General features: G+C 34.6%; 19 protein-coding genes and 1 other annotated feature. Of the genes, 11 read left to right on the plus strand and 8 right to left on the minus strand.

Annotated features, from left to right (window positions below; genetic code table 11):
- Positions 1–97 precede the first annotated feature (97 nt).
- On the minus strand, positions 98–952 hold the full coding sequence (locus ACH0B5_RS10370) for a DegV family protein (protein ID WP_122971019.1): 855 nt from the start codon (positions 950–952) through the stop codon (positions 98–100).
- A 94-nt stretch (positions 953–1,046) separates the two neighbouring features.
- A complete protein-coding gene (locus tag ACH0B5_RS10375) occupies positions 1,047–1,853 on the minus strand; it encodes a Cof-type HAD-IIB family hydrolase (RefSeq protein ID WP_122971018.1) in 807 nt (268 codons plus the stop codon).
- Positions 1,854–2,064: 211 nt separating this feature from the next.
- Between ACH0B5_RS10375 and ACH0B5_RS10380 the strand changes: the two genes are divergently transcribed.
- The 3 genes from ACH0B5_RS10380 (at position 2,065) to ACH0B5_RS10390 (ending at position 5,548) form a co-directional block, all read left to right on the plus strand.
- Positions 2,065–2,829: a prolyl oligopeptidase family serine peptidase gene (locus tag ACH0B5_RS10380; protein WP_406927797.1), complete on the plus strand. Its 765-nt coding sequence runs from the start codon at positions 2,065–2,067 to the stop codon at positions 2,827–2,829.
- 54 nt (positions 2,830–2,883) lie between these two features.
- Positions 2,884–3,198, plus strand: coding sequence for a metal-sulfur cluster assembly factor (locus ACH0B5_RS10385; protein ID WP_122971016.1), 315 nt, complete (start codon positions 2,884–2,886; stop codon positions 3,196–3,198).
- 217 nt (positions 3,199–3,415) lie between these two features.
- Positions 3,416–5,548, plus strand: a complete 2,133-nt coding sequence (locus ACH0B5_RS10390) for an ATP-dependent Clp protease ATP-binding subunit (protein WP_406927798.1) — start codon at positions 3,416–3,418, stop codon at positions 5,546–5,548.
- 111 nt (positions 5,549–5,659) lie between these two features.
- Here the strand turns inward: ACH0B5_RS10390 and ACH0B5_RS10395 are convergent, their stop codons facing one another.
- Positions 5,660–5,851 (minus strand): YjzD family protein, encoded by a 192-nt coding sequence (locus ACH0B5_RS10395; RefSeq protein ID WP_122971014.1) that lies wholly within the window; start codon positions 5,849–5,851, stop codon positions 5,660–5,662.
- A 190-nt stretch (positions 5,852–6,041) separates the two neighbouring features.
- On the opposite strand from ACH0B5_RS10395, the gene ACH0B5_RS10400 reads away from it, so the two are divergent.
- Together ACH0B5_RS10400 and fabF are read left to right on the plus strand one after the other, a co-directional pair.
- Entirely contained in the window at positions 6,042–6,980 is a 939-nt protein-coding gene (locus tag ACH0B5_RS10400) for a beta-ketoacyl-ACP synthase III (RefSeq protein ID WP_122971013.1), read from the plus strand.
- A gap of 68 nt (positions 6,981–7,048) precedes the next feature.
- Positions 7,049–8,284 (plus strand): beta-ketoacyl-ACP synthase II, encoded by a 1,236-nt coding sequence (fabF, locus tag ACH0B5_RS10405; protein WP_122971012.1) that lies wholly within the window; start codon positions 7,049–7,051, stop codon positions 8,282–8,284.
- Positions 8,285–8,559: 275 nt separating this feature from the next.
- On the opposite strand, the gene trpS is transcribed toward fabF, so the two are convergent.
- Positions 8,560–9,549, minus strand: coding sequence for a tryptophan--tRNA ligase (gene trpS, locus ACH0B5_RS10410; RefSeq protein WP_122971010.1), 990 nt, complete (start codon positions 9,547–9,549; stop codon positions 8,560–8,562).
- An 84-nt stretch (positions 9,550–9,633) separates the two neighbouring features.
- Positions 9,634–9,851 (minus strand) — a binding site (T-box leader).
- Positions 9,852–10,325: 474 nt separating this feature from the next.
- Here trpS and spxA point away from each other — a divergent pair.
- The 4 genes from spxA to pepF all read left to right on the plus strand — a co-directional run bounded on the left by spxA (position 10,326) and on the right by pepF (position 14,936).
- Complete coding sequence (spxA, locus tag ACH0B5_RS10415) at positions 10,326–10,721, plus strand: transcriptional regulator SpxA (protein ID WP_174232646.1); 396 nt, start codon at positions 10,326–10,328, stop codon at positions 10,719–10,721.
- 414 nt (positions 10,722–11,135) lie between these two features.
- A complete protein-coding gene (gene mecA / locus ACH0B5_RS10420) occupies positions 11,136–11,789 on the plus strand; it encodes an adaptor protein MecA (protein ID WP_122971008.1) in 654 nt (217 codons plus the stop codon).
- Between the two features lie 151 nt (positions 11,790–11,940).
- A complete protein-coding gene (locus ACH0B5_RS10425) occupies positions 11,941–13,074 on the plus strand; it encodes a competence protein CoiA (protein ID WP_122971007.1) in 1,134 nt (377 codons plus the stop codon).
- A 53-nt stretch (positions 13,075–13,127) separates the two neighbouring features.
- On the plus strand, positions 13,128–14,936 hold the full coding sequence (gene pepF, locus ACH0B5_RS10430) for an oligoendopeptidase F (RefSeq protein ID WP_406927799.1): 1,809 nt from the start codon (positions 13,128–13,130) through the stop codon (positions 14,934–14,936).
- 415 nt (positions 14,937–15,351) lie between these two features.
- Here the strand turns inward: pepF and ACH0B5_RS10435 are convergent, their stop codons facing one another.
- The 4 genes from ACH0B5_RS10435 to ACH0B5_RS10450 form a co-directional block, all read right to left on the minus strand.
- On the minus strand, positions 15,352–16,164 hold the full coding sequence (locus ACH0B5_RS10435; RefSeq protein ID WP_122971005.1) for a DsbA family protein: 813 nt from the start codon (positions 16,162–16,164) through the stop codon (positions 15,352–15,354).
- Complete coding sequence (locus ACH0B5_RS10440) at positions 16,161–16,562, minus strand: globin domain-containing protein (protein WP_122971004.1); 402 nt, start codon at positions 16,560–16,562, stop codon at positions 16,161–16,163. The genes ACH0B5_RS10435 and ACH0B5_RS10440 overlap by 4 nt, the downstream gene beginning before the upstream one ends.
- A gap of 219 nt (positions 16,563–16,781) precedes the next feature.
- Complete coding sequence (locus ACH0B5_RS10445; protein ID WP_122971003.1) at positions 16,782–17,516, minus strand: lytic transglycosylase domain-containing protein; 735 nt, start codon at positions 17,514–17,516, stop codon at positions 16,782–16,784.
- Between the two features lie 21 nt (positions 17,517–17,537).
- The gene (locus ACH0B5_RS10450; protein WP_338322884.1) at positions 17,538–18,128 is read right to left on the minus strand and encodes a CYTH domain-containing protein; all 591 of its coding nucleotides are present in this window, start codon (positions 18,126–18,128) and stop codon (positions 17,538–17,540) included.
- A gap of 100 nt (positions 18,129–18,228) precedes the next feature.
- On the opposite strand from ACH0B5_RS10450, the gene ACH0B5_RS10455 reads away from it, so the two are divergent.
- Complete coding sequence (locus ACH0B5_RS10455) at positions 18,229–18,615, plus strand: UPF0738 family protein (RefSeq protein ID WP_122971001.1); 387 nt, start codon at positions 18,229–18,231, stop codon at positions 18,613–18,615.
- 84 nt (positions 18,616–18,699) lie between these two features.
- Positions 18,700–19,374, plus strand: coding sequence for a GTP diphosphokinase (gene yjbM, locus ACH0B5_RS10460; RefSeq protein ID WP_122971000.1), 675 nt, complete (start codon positions 18,700–18,702; stop codon positions 19,372–19,374).

Consider the following 19,374-nt stretch of genomic DNA (forward strand, 5'->3'; position numbering starts at 1 on the left):
TGATAAATGAAAGGATGAATCGAAGAGTTCCACTCTTTGATTCATCCTTTTAATTTGGAAAATAGAAAAAAGTTGTCCCATAGGAACAACTTTTCCGTTATGAATAGTCTTTATCTGTAAAGAAAATAGCAATTGTGCCAGGTCCAGAATGGGCGCCAATAACAGCTCCAACCATTGTCATCTCAAATGCTTTTGGTTTTAACTTTTCTTCGATTAATGCTTGTATTTCTTGAGCAAACTCTAAATCATCGCCATGGCTTATTCCGACGATTTTATTCGAGAAGTCGCCACCTCGTTCAACCATTAAATCGATCATACGATTAATCGCCTTTTTACGACCCCGAATTTTCTCAAGGGGAATCAATTTCCCATCTTCTACATGTAAAATCGGTTTTATACTTAATAGGCCACCGATAAAGGCGCTGGATTTGGAAAGTCTTCCTCCAGCTGCTAAATAATCTAAATTTTCCACTGTGAAAAGGTGGGTCATATGTTCAGCTAAATGGGCAATCCGAGACGTCATTTCATCTAAAGATAAACCTTCCTTACGCAACTTAACAGCTTCTTTTACAAGTAAGCCACAGCCTAGAGAAGCACATTTCGAATCGATAATTTTCAATTTGAAATTTGGATAATTTTCGCGTACCTGTGCAGCAATCATGACCGCGGTGCTATATGTACCCGATAAGTTGGATGAAAAGGCAATATAAAGCCCTTCTTCATCATTTTTCGCGAGTTTTTCAAATTCATTTAAAAATACTTCAGGTGACACTTGAGACGTTTTTGGCGTAACTCCCTGTCTCATCGCATCATATACCGTTTTAGGATCAATATCTATGATGTCATTGTACTCTGTATGATTTAAATCAACTCGTAATGCAAATAATTCGACGTCTTCCTCTGTGAAAAATTGCTTTGGTAAATCACAGCCACTATCTGCAAAAATTTTCATAAATCTACCTCCTTGAATGATGAATGGTATTTTTCAGTCATTCTCATGTTGAGGATAAAGAGGAAATAAAAAGGATTTCCACCGATATCTATACTTACAATTTTAGTCTTTCTATTAGGACTTTGGCAATCCCATCTTCATTATTACTTAATGTAATTTCATTGGCGATATTTTTTAAATCATCTATTCCGTTGGACATTGCAACACCGATTCCTGCATAGTCGATCATTTCTAGATCGTTATCTTCGTCACCGAAGGCAATGATTCTTTCGCGGGGAATATTCAAATCCTTTGCGACGAGGGATATGCCTACCGCTTTATTTAAACCTTTTCGGACGATTTCAACTATATGGAAAGGTGCCCCCCATCGGCGATGTTCAATAAGTTCTGCATGGACGCTTTCTAAATGATCTCGAATACCTGGTACATTTACTTCTTCTGCGTGGATTAGTAAACTCGTTGGGTCTTCATTTAAGTTTCCTCTTAAATTTCCAATTGTGACGCGAGGATCGCCCATTTTGAAAATATCCATCATCGTTTTGTCCTCTACATGAATAAACACGTCGTCCATTACTTCCGCTATTAAATTTTCATATTGATACTTATCAACGGAGTCAACGACATCATATACGACATTCAGATCGATAGGTGAGTGAACAGTTTTCCATGCATTATTTTTCGGATGATGGATGAGAGCACCATTAAAGTTTACAATCGGTGTATTTAACATTAACTCATTATAATACAATTGGCTTGCTCTAAATGGACGTCCAGTCGCAATCATCACTTGATGACCTGCTTCTTTTGCTTTCATTAAAGTTGCTTTTGTTTTTTCAGAAATTTGTTGTTTGTCGGTTAATAACGTTCCGTCTAAATCTAATACGATTAAATGTTGTTTCATAAGGAATTCTCCTTTCTCTATCTTACTGATTTTATCCCTTATGGATATATTTAGTCAAAATTTTGTATTTTATATTCCTTTCATTCAGAAAAAAATTTCCAACAGTGATATGATGTTCTTAGAGTAGTTTTTTCTACTACAAATAAAACTATAAGAGAAAACGACTCAAGAAATGATGTATTGTTCAATATATTAAAGGAGTGACAAGAAGATGCTTGTTCAAGAGGATATGTGGAATGGGATTCCTTTATTACACGTTTATAATAATTCGATGACGCCACAATCACCGGTCGTAATCTTTTTACACGGTTTTGGAAGCGCAAAAGAACATAACTTACACTATGCTTATCAATTCGTAAAAAAGGGTATTCGTGTCATCTTACCGGATGCTCATTTACATGGTGATCGTTCTGAAAATCTTTCTGAAATGAAAATGAATGTTCACTTTTGGGAGATTGTATTAAAGTCCATTAAAGAAGTGGACATATTATATAATGAGCTACAAAAAAGAGGACTTTTAACTTCCGGAAAAGTAGGAATCGCTGGAACATCTATGGGAGGAATTGTCACTTGCGGTTGCCTAAATGCTTATGACTGGGTTTATGCGGCTGGTATATGTATGGGAGCTCCTGGATATGTTGAACTTTCTAACTATCAATTAGACCAATTTGAATCATTAGGTGTTAAGTTACCAATGGATGATCATCAGAAGGAACAGTTACAAGCGCTTTTAGCAGAAAATGATATAACAAAGGATCCTACTCGTTTCAATCAAAGACCAGTTATTTTCTGGCATGGTCATAAAGATGAGACTGTACCATTTAAAAATACATATCATTTTTATACTCAATTGCGTTCATACTATGAACAAACACCTGAACGATTAAAATTTGTAGAGTCACCTAATTATGGACATAAAGTTCCTCGATCTGGTGTACTTGCTGTAACGGAGTTTCTTTCACATCATTTGGCATAACGAATTTGGTTTGCTATGATATAAGTCAATAGGAAATGAAAGGAGAAACGAAAAATGGCAATTAGTGAAGAAATGAAAGAAAGTATTTTAGGTGCTTTAGAAAATGTCATTGATCCTGAGTTAGGTATTGATATCGTTAACTTAGGTTTAGTATATGAAGTTGATTTAAATGAAGAAGGGGTAGCCAAAATTACGATGACCCTAACATCTATGGGATGCCCATTAGGTCCAGTTATTGTAGACCAAATTAAAACAGCATTAAGTGATTTACCTGAAGTAAAAGACGTAGATGTCAACATCGTTTGGCAACCAGCATGGTCAAAAGATAATATGTCACGTTATGCAAAAATGGCTTTAGGTATTCGATAAAATCGCTCGTTAAGTTCTGAGTGAAAAAGAAAAGTGTAGTATAAGTCACGTTGACTTACACTGCACTTTTTAATTTTTTATTGAAACTTGAATGGGAATAAACGTTATGTCTAAAACTTTTTAGTGTCAATTTTTGCATTGCTCCCTTAAACAACATATAATTGAAATAGTCAAAAAAGGTCAAATTAATTTCATCTTTTGAAAGGGTGTTAATTGAATGCAATTTCAACAACAAGACAATCGCAGTCCATTAGAACAATTTGGTCGCAATTTAATTGAAGAAGTAAAAAGTGGGAAAATGGATCCCGTTATTGGTCGAGATGAAGAGATTAGAAATGTCATTCGTATCCTATCAAGAAAAACGAAAAATAACCCTGTCTTAATTGGTGAGCCGGGTGTAGGTAAAACGGCGATAATAGAAGGATTAGCTCAAAGAATTGTTAGAAAAGATGTGCCAGAAGGTTTAAAGGATTGTATTTTATACGAGCTTGATATGAGTTCATTAATTGCGGGGGCAAGTTACCGTGGACAATTTGAGGAACGATTAAAAGGCGTTTTAACGGAAGTGAAAAATTCAGACGGAAAAATTATTATATTTATCGACGAAATTCATACGATTGTTGGAGCCGGCAAAACAGATGGTGCAATGGATGCTGGTAATATGTTAAAGCCGATGTTAGCCCGTGGAGAACTCCATTGTATCGGTGCAACGACATTAGATGAATACCGAATGTATATAGAAAAGGATCCGGCATTAGAACGTAGATTCCAACAAGTAATGGTTCGGGAACCTTCCATTGAAGATACGGTTTCCATTTTACGTGGACTAAAAGAACGTTTCGAATTACATCATGGGGTACGGATTCATGATAGAGCGATAATCGCGGCAGCCCAATTATCAAATCGCTATATTACGGATCGTTTTTTACCGGATAAAGCAATTGATTTAATTGATGAAGCATGTGCTATGATTCGTACGGAAATTGATTCGATGCCTCAAGAACTAGATTCGGTAACAAGACGTGTCATGCAATTGGAAATTGAGGAGCAAGCATTGACGAAAGAAAACGATGAAGGAAGTAAAAAACGTCTCGAATCATTAAATAGCGAATTGGCCACATTAAAAGAAAAATCTGAAAAGATGCGGAAACAATGGGAAGAAGAAAAGGAAAGTTTACAAAAAATCCAACAGAAACGGGAACAATTAGATCAATATCGTCGCGATTTAGAAGAGGCGGAAAGTAAATATGATTTAAATAAAGCAGCAGAACTACGCCATGGTAAAATTCCAGCTTTGGAAAAAGAATTAGCGAGTCTCGAAGAACAATTGAAAGTTGGTTCTGAAAATAGAATTTTACGTGAAGAAGTAACGGCAGAAGAAATTGCATCCATCATTTCTAGATGGACAGGAATTCCTGTAACAAAGTTAGTGGAGGGGGAACGGGATAAGTTATTACGCTTAAAGGATACGTTACATGAACGAGTAGTTGGACAAGATACGGCTGTTAATCTAGTTACAGAAGCCGTTTGGCGTGCCCGTTCAGGAATTAAAGATCCGAACAGACCAATTGGTTCCTTTATTTTCTTAGGCCCTACCGGAGTAGGGAAAACGGAACTTGCGAAAGCGTTAGCAGCTCAACTATTTGATTCAGAAGAGCATTTTATTCGAATCGATATGAGTGAGTATATGGAAAAACATAGTGTTTCACGACTGGTTGGAGCACCTCCTGGATATGTTGGATATGAAGAAGGTGGCCAATTAACAGAAGCGGTCCGTAGAAACCCATATTCAGTAGTTCTATTGGATGAAATTGAAAAAGCCCATTCAGATGTGGCAAATATATTATTACAAATATTAGACGATGGTAGAATTACAGATAGTCAAGGTCGACTAGTCAACTTTACAAATACAGTAGTCATTATGACATCTAATATAGGTTCCCATTATTTACTGGAATCAAAACTAGAACAACAAGAAGCAGTAGAAGATTTAGTAATGAATGAACTTCGGTTACACTTTAAACCAGAATTATTAAACCGAATAGATGATATTATTCTTTTCCATGCACTATCTTCAAAACATTTTAGTGATATTACTTGGAAATATATTGAACAATTATGTAAACGAATAGCAGAACAAGAAATCAATCTAGTAGTGGATGAACGCGTAGTGGATTGGATTGTTGAGCAAGGAAGCGATCCCCAATTTGGGGCAAGACCACTAAAACGTTTTATCCAGCGTCATGTTGAAACAGCTGTGGCTAGAGAATTATTAAAAGGGGAAGTACTACCAGGCGATACATTACATGTAACGATGGAAAATGACCAACTAACTGTGTGGAAAGAATAGAAAAGTTCAACTGACATAAAAAAGCGGGTAACTCTTCATTGGAGTTACCCGTTCTCTATTAAATTCTCTATAAAATAAGAAAAGCACTTCTATATGGAAGTGCTTGTTTTATTAGTGATGATCCGCTTCAGGAGTCGGCTCGTTCGGAATGATTGCACTAATAATAAAGATTAAAACAGTAAAAATAACTGCAAGGATTGCACTAGTTGTTAAGCTGAATTCTACGGCTAAAATGGAACTTACAACATAGTTTAACATCGTAACTAAAAGGAAAGACCATACTAAAGTCATTAAATATCGCATTCATTTCACCTCTAAAAACTTTTTAAGTTAGTATACCTATATTCATCTTATTTATCATAACATAGGTCTGTAAAAAAGAACAATAAAGTTTTAGAACAATTCGTGAATTAAAAGGTTGAGGAAAAAATCTTTATGAGCTATAATTAAGACCAAGTACTAATTGTTAGTCGTAAAAACAGGGGGTTAAAAAATGAATGCTGGGATAATTGGAGTAGGCAAATATGTTCCCGAAAAAGTAGTGACAAATTTTGATTTAGAGAAAATTTTAGATACAAATGATGAATGGATTCGTACTCGAACTGGAATTCAAGAAAGAAGAATTGCGAGTGAAAACGAAGATACATCAGATTTAGCCTATGCAGCAGCTGCATCTGCTATAAAAAATGCTGAAATTTCAGCGGATCAAATCGGTTTAATTTTAGTGGCAACGGTAACACCTGACCGTGGATTCCCGAGCGTTGCTTGTCAATTACAGGAAAAACTAGGTGCTGTCAATGCCGCAGCAATGGATGTTTCCGCGGCATGTGCAGGGTTTATGTACGGACTTTCTACAGCAAAACAATTTGTTGAAAGCGGAAGTTATCAATATGTGTTAGTAGTAGGTGCTGAAAAATTATCCAAGATTACGGATTGGACAGACAGAAACACGGCAGTATTATTCGGTGATGGTGCTTGTGCAGCAGTGATTGGGCAAGTGAGTGAAGGTAGAGGTATTCTATCTTTCGAGTTAGGTGCAGATGGAACTGGCGGTAAACATTTATTTTTAAATGATCAAAAAGCGATTGCTATGAATGGCCGTGAAGTATTTAAATTTGCTGTGAGACAGATGGGAGAATCAGCGATTTCAGTTTTAGAAAAAGCAGGTCTATCAAAAGAAGATGTAGACTTTTTAATCCCTCACCAAGCAAATATTCGAATTATGGAAGCGTCTAGAGAACGATTGAATTTGCCAGAAGAAAAATTATCCAAACGTATTCATAAGTATGGAAATACTTCTTCAGCATCTATCGGACTTGCGTTAGTAGATGAGTTAGAAGCTGGAAAAATTAAAGATGATGATATTATCGTTTTAGTTGGATTTGGCGGAGGACTTACATGGGGCGCTGTAGTGCTCAAATGGGGAAAATAATAGAAATCATAGCGTTTTTATAGTAACCTAATAAATAGTTTAGAACCTAAGGGGGATAAAGAGAAACCATGAAAAGAAGAGTCGTGATTACAGGTGTCGGAGCTGTTACACCGCTTGGTAACACAATTGAAGAGACATGGGAAAATTTAATTGCTGGAAAATCAGGTGTTGGACCTTTAACGAGAGTGGATGCTGAAAAGTTTCCTGTTAAAGTAGCAGCTGAAGTAAAGGATTTTGATATTGAACAATATATAGATAGAAAAGAAGCACGAAAAATGGACCGTTTTACTCATTATGCGTTAGCTTCTTCTATCATGGCAGTAAAAGATGCTGAGCTTGAGATTACGGAAGAATTAGCACCACGAGTAGGTGTTTGGATCGGTTCAGGTATAGGTGGTATGGAAACTTTTGAAAATCAATTCGAAACGTTCCAACAACGTGGGGTACGTCGGGTAAGCCCATTCTTTGTACCGATGATGATTCCAAACATGGCTTCTGGTCAAGTGTCCATTCACTTAGGAGCAAAAGGTATCAATTCATGTTCTGTAACGGCATGTGCATCTGGGACTAACTCAATCGGGGATGCTTTTAAAGTAATCCAACGTGGCGATGCAGATGTGATGATTACTGGTGGTGCTGAGGCGCCAATCGTAAATATGGCAGTAGCAGGATTTTGCTCAAGTACTGCATTGTCATTAAATCCGGATGCCCAAACTGCTTCCCGTCCATTTGATGCGAATCGTGATGGATTTGTTATTGCAGAAGGTGCTGGTATTTTAGTATTAGAAGAATATGAACTTGCTAAAAAACGTGGTGCAAAAATTTATGCAGAAATAGTAGGATATGGTGCAACAGGTGATGCTTATCATATTACTGCTCCAGCTCCAGAAGGTGAAGGAGCTGCCCGTGCTATTCAACAAGCATTAGATGATGGTGAAGTAAGTCCATCATTAGTAGGTTATATTAATGCCCACGGAACAAGTACTCAATATAACGATTTATTTGAAACAAAAGCCGTAAAAACAGTATTTGGCGATCATGCATACAAATTGGCAATGAGTTCAACGAAATCGATGACAGGTCATTTACTAGGTGCTGCTGGGGGGGTAGAAACAATCTTTACTGCTTTAGCGTTAAAAGAAGGTGTTTTACCGCCTACAATTAATTTAGAAAATCCTGATCCAGAATGTGATTTAGATTATGTACCAAACACTGCACGTAGAGAATTTGTAGAATATGCAATGAGTAATTCCCTTGGCTTTGGTGGTCATAATGCAAGTTTATTGTTGAAAAAAGTCGATTAATTTTAATTCTGACATTATGTCGAAATAAAAGATGCCTTTAGCGAAAAGCTAAAGGCATTTTTGTTTATGAAAATGAATATTTAGTTATTAAAGGATGGTGGACATGTTTCGATTTATGCTCTTTTTATTTAGCTATGGAATTTGTGTCATGTCAGTAGGGAACTTACTACTTTATTTAAATTATCGAACACTAGGTTATTCATGGTCAGCAGTTTGGTCATTTATTGTTGGAACCCATGAATTATACATAGCGATCGTGTCACTGATTATTTTATTTATTTTGATTTTCGACCTAATCCCATCGCGTTTTCCATTTTCTTAATCGTTTTAGATGCAATGGCATTGGCTTTCTCTGCCCCTTCATCTAAAATGCGATCTAACTCTTCAGAATGAATTAACTCGTTAAAGCGTTCTTGGACAGGCGTCAAATGTTCAATTAAACTTGTTGCGACCCCTTCTTTGAAAGCACCGTAGCCTAAGCCATCATATTTTTTTACTAATGTGGCAATATCTAGCCCTGTAACAGCTGATTCAATTGTTAATAAATTTGAAACACCTGGCTTATTCGTTTCATCAAATGCTACAAAGCCATCTGAATCCGTAACGGCAGATTTAATTTTCTTTTCAATTTGTTTTGGCGTATCGAGTAAACGAATCGTTGCCTTCGTATTTGGGTCAGATTTGCTCATTTTTTTCGTTGGTTCTTGAAGGGATTTAATACGAGCCCCTGCCTTCGGTAATTGAATTTCAGGAATGACAAAGACATCGCCGAATCGCTTATTAAAGCGTTCTGCTAAATCGCGAGTTAACTCGATATGTTGTTTTTGGTCTTCTCCAACTGGTACGATGTTTGTATTGTATAAAAGAATATCACCAGCCATTAATGGTGGGTAAGTTAAAAGACCAGCATTCACCGATTCTTTTCCATCGGATTTATCTTTAAATTGGGTCATACGTTCAAGTTCCCCAATCGTTGCTACACATTGTAACATCCAGCCAGCTTGAGCATGGGCGGGTACTTCCGATTGGATAAATAATGTTGCCTTGTTTGGATCAATTCCAACTGCTAAATAAGTTGCAGCTAATGTACGAATGTTTGATTGTAACTCTTTAGGATCTTGTGGAACGGTAATTGCATGCTGGTCTACTATACAATAAATGGCGTTTCCTTCATCTTGAAGGGCTGGAAACTGCATAAGTGCTCCTATGTAATTTCCTAATGTAATAACTCCTGTTGGTTGAACACCTGAAAAAATCGTTTTCATGTAAAAACCTCCTAATGTTCTTTAAAGATTTAATCTTTTTAAAAGTAAGCATAAAAAAACATCATACGTCCATACGTTTTCACGTAATGGGACGAATGATGTTGAATCCGCGGTACCACCCAGTTTGTCATTAATGACCACTTTGACTTCGTAACGAGAAGTAAACGGGCTTTACTACTAAAAGTGTAAGTTCATAAAGCCAACTCGAAAGTCCATTCCTATTGCTCCGTCTTCTGTTTACACCAACCACAGATTCTCTATGCACGGTAGGCAAAAGTACTACTCTTTTTCATCGTTTTTTCAATTTGTTTAAAAATTATATAAAAAATTAGAACTAAAAGCAAATATTAATTTATTTCTATTGTTGGAATGAAAATGAAAAAGTTTGGGTAGGATTGTATCGAAGAACGCAATAAATCGTTTTCCAGTTACGCTTTTCTTGAAAAAAACGTACTATTTAACAGAAAGTTGCGATATCTTCTCGATTAATGTCGGCTAATTGAGAATATTGAAATTGATGAATGGAAATAGTTTAATTTTTTATCTATAAGGGAAATAAATAGAGTAACTAACAATAAATTAAGAAATTCCGTTTTAAAAGAGAAAAAAATGACATAATTAATGTGACATGTTAATTCTTTTTTAATGGTAAGCTATATCCAAATGAAAAAGATTGTTGTATAATGAAAACATGTTTTTAAATTAAATTAATTCTAAACTAATAAAAGCTTGAGAATATACACACCGATACCACTTAGGAAGGAAGTGTAATAATGATTGTAACATTATTTACATCACCAAGTTGTACATCTTGTCGAAAAGCAAAGGCATGGTTAGAAGAACATGAGATTCCATATAGAGAGCGTAACATATTTTCTGAGCCATTAACAATCAGTGAAATTAAAGAAATTTTACGAATGACTGAAGATGGAACAGATGAAATTATTTCGACACGTTCAAAAATTTTCCAAAAATTAAATGTTGATGTGGAAAGTTTACCATTACAACAATTATATGAATTAATTCAAGAATATCCTGGATTATTACGTCGACCTATCATTTTAGATGAGAAACGTTTACAAGTTGGATATAATGAAGATGAAATCCGACGATTTTTACCAAGGAAAGTTCGTGCTTTTCAATTGTTAGAAGCACAAAAAATGGTGAATTAATTATTTTTAGGAATATTTAGATTCGTTAATCGATAAAATCCATTAATCTTGGATTTTATCGTTTTTTATTTATATATCTAATTCTATTTTATAAAGTAGAAAAAAAGGAAAATTTTAATTCATTTTTCAAATCGTTATACTTGATTTCATCTGTATAGTCAACTACAATTTCAATATTCAAATTATTTTATTTGAACAGTGTTTTTTTCTTTTCATTTTAAATAGGTAATCATACAATAGAGTTATAGAATAAAGCATAGATATAAATAAAAACCGTTTTGTTCTGTAGCAAAAATTGCATTGTATTACTGGTCGTAAGTTTTTGAATTGTCAGGTTAAAACTGTACAATACAAAACATACTAAGAACGCTTTCTTTGTTTTTCAACGAATGACTGTGAAGGGAGTTGAGTCTAATGGACATCGAACGCGTAAACGAAAACACAATTAAACTCTTCATTACTTATCGTGATATTGAAGATCGTGGTTATAGTCGTGAGGAGATTTGGTATAACAGAGCAAAAGGGGAAGAACTTTTCTGGGATATGATTGGAGAGATCAATACAGAAGATTACTTTGATCTTGATGGACCAATTTGGATACATGTGAATGCTTCTGAACATGGTCTTGAAGTGATTGTAACTCGTGCTAATATAAATTCAGATGGTGAATCCAATTCATTATTATCAAGTTTTGAGGAACATCGAGATGCTGCCCATAACAAAAATTTAGATGAATCCATTTTTGATTCCTTTGAAGAAGAAGAAGTAAATCATCAAGGAACAAATCATATCTCTATTTACAAATTTAAAGATATTGATGAAATTATTCCTGTAGCAAATCGTTTGCTTCCATTCGGATTACAATCTTCTTTATTCAAATTTGAAAAATACTATTATGTAGCGATTGATTTTTCAAATATCACTGAAAAAGTTGAACGCCAAAATATTCGTTCCATTATTAATGAATATTTAGGTAGCTCGAAAATTTCGATTTATCGATTACAAGAATATGGTGAAGCAATCATGCCAGAAGATTGTTTTGAAACTGTAATTCAATATTTTGGATAAAATAAAACGAGGTGTCTTTTTCAAGGCATCTCTTTTTTTGCTTCTTACAAAAGAAGTAGCATTGGAAATTTTTATTTTGAAGACTTTACTAGTGGAATTGTTGAAAACATCTCTGCTCCTTTTTTAAAATAATAAAAAAGGGAGGTAAACAATGCTTGTAGCTTACACTGAGCAAAATAAACGATTTGTACTGAATTCAAGCATACCGAAAACAACATTAAAGCAACTCAGACAAATGGAAAGATTTTATTGTCCCCAATGTAAAGAGCCCCTTCTATTGAAAATTGGTACTTTTAAAATTCCCCATTTTGCCCATTATTCCAAAAAAGAATGTGAGCATCGCTTTTCTGAAAGAGAGTCAGAACAGCATTTGTTAGGAAAAGAACAGTTATATCAATTATTCCATTATCTTGGATTACAGGTTGAAATAGAACCTTACCTATCCGAATTAAAACAACGACCAGATTTACTAATAGAAAAAGAAAATAGACGCTTTGCCATTGAATTTCAATGCAGTCCAATAACTTTACAACGATTGAAGGAGCGAAATTTCGGCTATAAAAGTAACGGGATTGTACCTTTTTGGATTCCGAAAACACCTAATAAAAGTTATCAAAAAGGAATACAAATAATATCTTTAAATAAACAACTCCAACTATTTAAGATGACTGTTGACCGACATTCTTATATTATGGAGTACAATCCAATAGTGCGACAATTTCTTTATATGACTAATCTCATGCATCTATATGGCAATCGTTTTATTTCCAAAGTACAAGTGATTCCCCGAATGAAACAGCAGTTTCCCTTTTATATACCTAAACAATTAACCGAACAGGAGTTTAAACAATATTTCATTTTATTTAATCGTGTGAAGCATAATTATTTACAATCAGTTTTATTCGTTAATAAAAAGGGGGTACATCATTTACTTTTAAGAAGCCTTTATGAACTTCGTTTAAATGGACAAACTCTCCCTAACTACATCGGCATACCGATTCATGGAAGTGAACATTTAAAAGTATCTCCATTAGAATGGCAAGCAGCCCTTTTTTATTTTTTGCACGTCACAAAAAAATCATTAGCCCAAATTAATCAAACCGTCATTCTACAATTTATAAAATGGGCAAAGTTACCTGAAACGAATTTTGCCATATCGGTTGTCCGTGATTATTGTAAAATACTCGAGTCTCTATCAATTGAGCATTATCGGCAATCAATTCATTACGAAGAATTATTTTATCAGTTATATAGTCATTTTCTTGCAATAAAAACTAAATATTGAGAAAATGGATTTGTAATTCGATTTACGAAATAAATGGTATGGGAGGTCATTACATGGCAAAAAAAGTGTTAACACGAGAAGAAGTACCTGTTGAATTAACATGGGACTTAGAAGGGATTTTTCCTTCAGACGAGGCATGGGAACAGGAATTTAAGGAAATTGAAAAAATACTACCAGAGGCGGATCAATATAAAGGAAAAGTAGCAGAAAGTGCAAAAAATTTATATGACACTTTACAGTTTAGCGATAAATTATCCGAACGCTTTGGAAGACTTTATGTTTATAGCCATTTAAAACATGACCAAGATACGACGAATGGAAAGTATCAAGCGATGGATAGTCGAGTTCGTTCTTTAGGTGCGAAGCTATCTGCTGCATGGTCCTTCGTAACACCAGAAATATTATCGATGGAAGAAGAAACGATTCAACAATATATTCGTGAGTATGAGCCGTTAAGTTTATATAATCAAATGTTAACGGAACTCAATTTACAACGTCCACATATTCTTACAGCAGATAAGGAAGAGCTGCTTGCCCAACTTGGAGAGGTGACAGGTTCCTCAAGAAATACGTTTAGTGCATTAAATAATGCGGATTTAGAATTTCCTACTGTAAAAAATGATGAAGGGGAAGAAATTCAATTAACCCACGGCAATTATATAACGTTTCTAGAAAGTGATAACCGAGAAGTGCGAAAAAATGCTTTTAAAGCAATGTACGATACTTACGGTAAGTTTAAAAATACTTTTGCTTCTACTTTAGCTGGGAATGTAAAAACCCATAACGTTAGTGCTAGAGTACGACAATATAATTCTGCTAGACATGCGGCAATGAGCAATAATTATATTCCTGAGAAAGTGTACGATCAATTAATTTCGACCATTCATGAATTTTTACCTGTTCTTCATCGTTACGTGTCATTACGTAAACAAGTTTTAGGTGTTGAAGAGTTGCATATGTATGATCTATTTACACCGCTTGTAAAAGAAGTGAAAATTGAAATGCCTTATGAAAAAGCAAAAGACATTATGGTGAAAAGCTTTGAACCACTAGGTGAAGAATATCAATCGAATGTTCAAAAAGGATTGGAAAGCCGTTGGGTAGATGTACTTGAAAATAAAGGGAAACGTAGCGGGGCATACTCTTCTGGTACTTATGGAACAAATCCATATATTTTAATGAATTGGCAAAATAACTTAGATAATTTATTTACGTTAGCCCATGAATTTGGTCATAGTATGCACAGTTTCTATACGCGTCAAAATCAACCATATCCTTATGCTTCTTACTCTATTTTCGTTGCGGAAGTAGCATCAACATGTAATGAAGAATTATTATTTGATTATTTATTAAAAACTACAGAAGATCCGCAGCATAAAATTTATTTATTAAATCATTGGTTAGATGGATTCCGCAGTACCGTTTTCCGTCAAACAATGTTTGCTGAATTTGAGCATATTGTTCATGAATTGGATCGTAACGGGGAAGCCATTACAGCTGAACGACTAAATGAAATTTATTATGACTTAAATAAACAATATTTCGGCGATGACATGACAGTCGATGAAGAAATTGCATTGGAATGGGCAAGAATTCCTCATTTCTACATGAACTATTATGTTTACCAATATGCAACTGGACAAAGTGCTGCCACTGCCTTAAGCAAACAAATTTTAGAAGAAGGGGAACCTGCTGTAGATCGTTATATTAACAATTTCTTAAAAGCTGGTTGTTCCAACTTCCCAATAGAAGTATTAAAAGCAGCAGGTGTGGATATGGAGTCTCCAAAGCCTATTCAAGATGCATGTAAAGTATTTGAAGAAAAATTAAATGAATTAGAAAGCCTTTTATTAAAAAAGTAAATAAAACGAATCTTGTTGGTGCTACACATTAAAGTGTGGCACCATTTTTTTGTAAAAAATCTATGAAAATATCCTTTTCCATTAATATAATTTTCATTTAAAACTGCCTTCGGAGAGGATGGAAACCATTGAAAACGTTTACTATTTGACGATTTTGTGAAACAACTGTAGTTTCGTTGCATCCCTTATCTTTCCGTGATAAAGTAAATACGTGAAATAAATCACATAACAAACATACACCCCTTTGTTTGAACGTGAACATTTCTCCCATCCCCTTTGTGAAAAGAGGCGTCATTATTCTTGTAGAAGGATAATGACGCCTCTTTTATTTTGTTCATATAATTCCAATAAAAAAAGACAAAGACAATGAAAGTCTCTGTCTATTAATAGAATAATAGATGAAATAATAAGTGCTCTATTGAATACATTTTTTGCGCCATAACGTTACATCATCGTTTGCTAGGCGTTCAATTTTTTGCTGAAGCATTCGTTTTTTTAATTCTCGTTCTGCTTCTTGATGAGAAATTGAATAAATTTCTGCCACATCACTAGTCGTTAGTATATGGAAGCGATTAAACAATTCATCAAAGGTAGGAAGGGGATTACAAGTGATTTCTTCATTGATCATCTCTTGTAAAATTTGAACATAAACTTCATAGGCATACATTCCACTAACTTTTAATCCCTCATCTTCAATACATTCATTAAAGAAAACAATTGTTGGAATTTCGTCAACTTCCATCTCATGGGTTATATGCAAATCACATTGAAAGGCTCTTGCTGCTTCCTTCGAACCGAAATCGGAAATGAATTCATCAAAATCGATATTTGATTCTTTTGCAATTTCAATTAACGCAGAATAGGAAGTTACATTTTTCGTTTTTAATAACGCATGTTCTTGTAGCTTTAATAAATAGCGAGTCGCAGCTTTTTTACCTTGAAGTTCCGCTGCTTTAATCGCAATAGATGGGAGTGCTGGATGGGTAATGTCCAATTCGGCACCAGTCATGCATCCCTTTGTACGACGACTTAGCGTATTTAAAGAGGCTAGCTTTGTACTTAAAATATAACGCCAAGTAAAATAATGTTCATACTCTACAGTTAACTTTCGTAGCATCGTTTGCATTGTTAATGCCTTTTTACAAAGTGGATCGAGAAAAATATATAATTCTATTGGTTTTGTAATAGAAGGTGCGGCAGGTTTCGATAATAATTGGACATTATTCATTCAAACTCCTCCTCATCTTCATTTGGCGAATTAATCATATGATTAGCCGTTAAGACAAGTCGTTGATAATAGACTTCACGGAATTTGCCTTCCAATCCGACTTCATCCATCGCCTCTTTCATACATTCCAACCAAGCTTGTGCACGATCTGGTGTAATTTTAAAAGGTATATGACGAGCTCTTAACATCGGATGACCGTGTTCTTCTGTATATAGATTTGGCCCACCTAAGTACTGGGTCTGAAATTGAATTTGTTTTCTAATAGTTTCAGTTAAATCTTCTGGGAAGATCGGTTTTAACTGTGGATGCTTCGCAACACGTTTATAAAAAGCGTGAAGGAGGTCAGAAAGTTTTTCAGCACCAATTTCCTCGTAAGGAATCGTATATTTTCGATTCATAGGTGTACTCCTTTACTTCTTTTATAAGTATACGTAATGAAATATCTGCGTATTGCATACCGTATAATCAATTGACAACAAAAGTAATTAAGCCAAAATAGCTATCGTTAGTAACCTTTATCAAAAGGTGTTAGTTATATTCTAACAACGTAATCCCTTTTTCACAAACAAATCGCATATATGAGGGGAAAATAGATTGAAAGAATGACTGTAAACCTATTACGCCTTGTAATATCCTAATACGTTATTAACATAATGTATAGTTTCTTTAAATGGTGGAATGCCGTCATATTTCGTTACATTCCCTGGTCCCGCATTGTATGCTGCTAAAGCAAGTTCAACGTTCTGATCAAATTTATTTAACATTTGACTTAAATATTTTGTTCCACCCATAATATTTTGGACAGGGTCAGTTGGATCTTCTACACCGAGGTATCTAGCTGTGCCTGGCATTAGTTGCATTAAGCCTGTAGCGCCAGCGGAACTAACCGCCTTTTCATTAAAGTTTGATTCTTGCTTAATAACTGATGCAATTAGTTTTTCAGGCACTCCATATAATTCAGATGCCTGTGCAATAATATCAGCATATGCTTCAGCACCAGCTAATACATTTTTGTAACCTGTCGAATTAACATAATCTTTATTTATATGGTTTGTAAATAGATTGTTATCAACGTCTTGAATTAATTCGTTGTAATAAGGAGATAAATATTGGGCATCACTGTTATAGGCAAAATTTGATAAGTAATTATTATCTATTAAATTCGTTGTAGGTTCATTTTGTATGCTTGCATAATAGCCAAGTAAATTTTCTGAGCTATTTATGGAAGTGGATGAAGTCAGCATCATTTCTTCCAATAATTGTGTAAAGATGGAATTGCCATCCGATAACGATTGAACGTTTGATATGTTACCAAATGATTGAATTGCTTGAAGTTCAAGTAACTTCTTCATTGATGATATTTCCAATCCGCTTCAACCCTTCCTATCATTTAAAGCTTTCATAAAGCGGGCGATTTTTTTATCTGCCGCTTGAATAGCGATTTGATTTTCTTCTAAAAAGTTCTGGAAAATTTCTTTTCCTTCGATTTCATTATCTGTTTCATATTCTACCTCATAATCATCACACTGCAAATAGAAAGAGTGGTCAAATACAAGAGTTCCACCTTTGTAATTAATTTCCACACGGTCTGTCGTTAATGAACCGAATAATTTTAATTCTTCAATGGGAATGTTCAATCGATTTAATTGTTCCTTTACTTTGTCGGCAACAAATCCATTTCCTTGAAGCATATTACGAGCTTGCTCCTCAGTAATTTCTTCCGTTGTTTCTAGGTGAATGTTTTCTGCTGTTTTTTCTTTTAATGTGACAACAGTTTTATTTTTTGTTTGGCGAATCCGCAATCCAGAAGATAATGCTTTTAAATGAAATTGGGGAGTATCAAAGTAATGATTCGTTTGACGGACAATCATTTTTTCTTCTACTTGGAATTTTTTTAATAAGTTTTCATATTGTTCTTTTGTTAGTACATTTTTAAATTCAATTTCAAATTGTTGATTCATCATTTTTTCCTTTCTAAATATGTAATTTTCCACATTCTTTTTCTCGAAATGGAGGGGGCTATGTTAAAATATGAAAAGATAAGTGGTGAAGGGAAGTTACATAATGCGAAACCTTTATAAAATAGAGAAATGTCAATACTTACATAACGATTTACACTTTAGTTTAAACGAAAGTCTAAATAGAATACAAATTGAACCTGCTGGACAAGTTCTTGCAGATTCGGATAACCTCGCTTTTATTTATTTAGTTGAAGAGGGGGATGGGTATAGCTACGTACAAATTCCTCAAAAATTTTGGTCAGAACTTGTTCAATTAGTGAAGCTAAACCGTGATCCTTATTTAATGGTGAAAGATGAAAAAATTAAATTAACCAACTTTACGGAAGAATTGCATTCCCTTCTTTTCAATATTGAAGGAAATGATAATTACGGAAATGAGTTTGTTGGTACTGTAGAAAAAATTTTTAAAGAAATTTTAATTGGTGAATAGTAGGTAAACAAAATCATTTGCAAAGCCTAAAAAATGAATCATAAGCCAGAAATAATGCTGTCTTTGCGTTGGGGGGAGTCTTCTATGGTACCATGGGGTACATTTCTAAGTCCGTACAAACAGGCTGTAGATGAATTGAAAATTAAATTAAAAGGGATGCGTTCACAATTTGGAATTACGGGATCAACTTCTCCAATTGAATTTGTGACAGGTCGGGTAAAGCCATTAGCTAGTATATACGATAAAACCCTGGAAAAAGGAATAGCCTTTGAACCTTCTCAACAATTGGCTACCGAATTACAAGATATCGCAGGGCTACGAATTATGTGCCAGTTTGTTGATGATATTTCAACGGTAGTAAATTTAATTCGTCAACGGGATGATTTGAAAGTAATTGAAGAAAAAGACTATATTACACATAGTAAACCGAGCGGCTATCGATCTTATCATATGATTGTGGAGTATCCGGTAGAGACGATAACTGGCAAAGTGGAAGTATTAGCAGAAATTCAAATTCGTACCCTTGCTATGAATTTTTGGGCTTCCATTGAACATTCATTAAACTATAAATATAAGGGAATATTCCCAGAAGAAATTAAATATCGATTACAAAACGCGGCGGAAGCAGCTTTTAAATTAGATGAAGAAATGTCTTCGATTCGTAGTGAAATTCAGGAAGCTCAAGTTTACTTCAGTGAGATTAAAGAAGCAATCAATCCAAAAATACGATCAACTAATGAGGGAAAGGAGCGTGAGTAA

The sequence above is a fragment of the Ureibacillus sp. 179-F W5.1 NHS genome, from assembly GCF_045369345.1.
GTDB classification, from domain to species: Bacteria; Bacillota; Bacilli; order Bacillales_A; family Planococcaceae; genus Ureibacillus; species Ureibacillus halotolerans.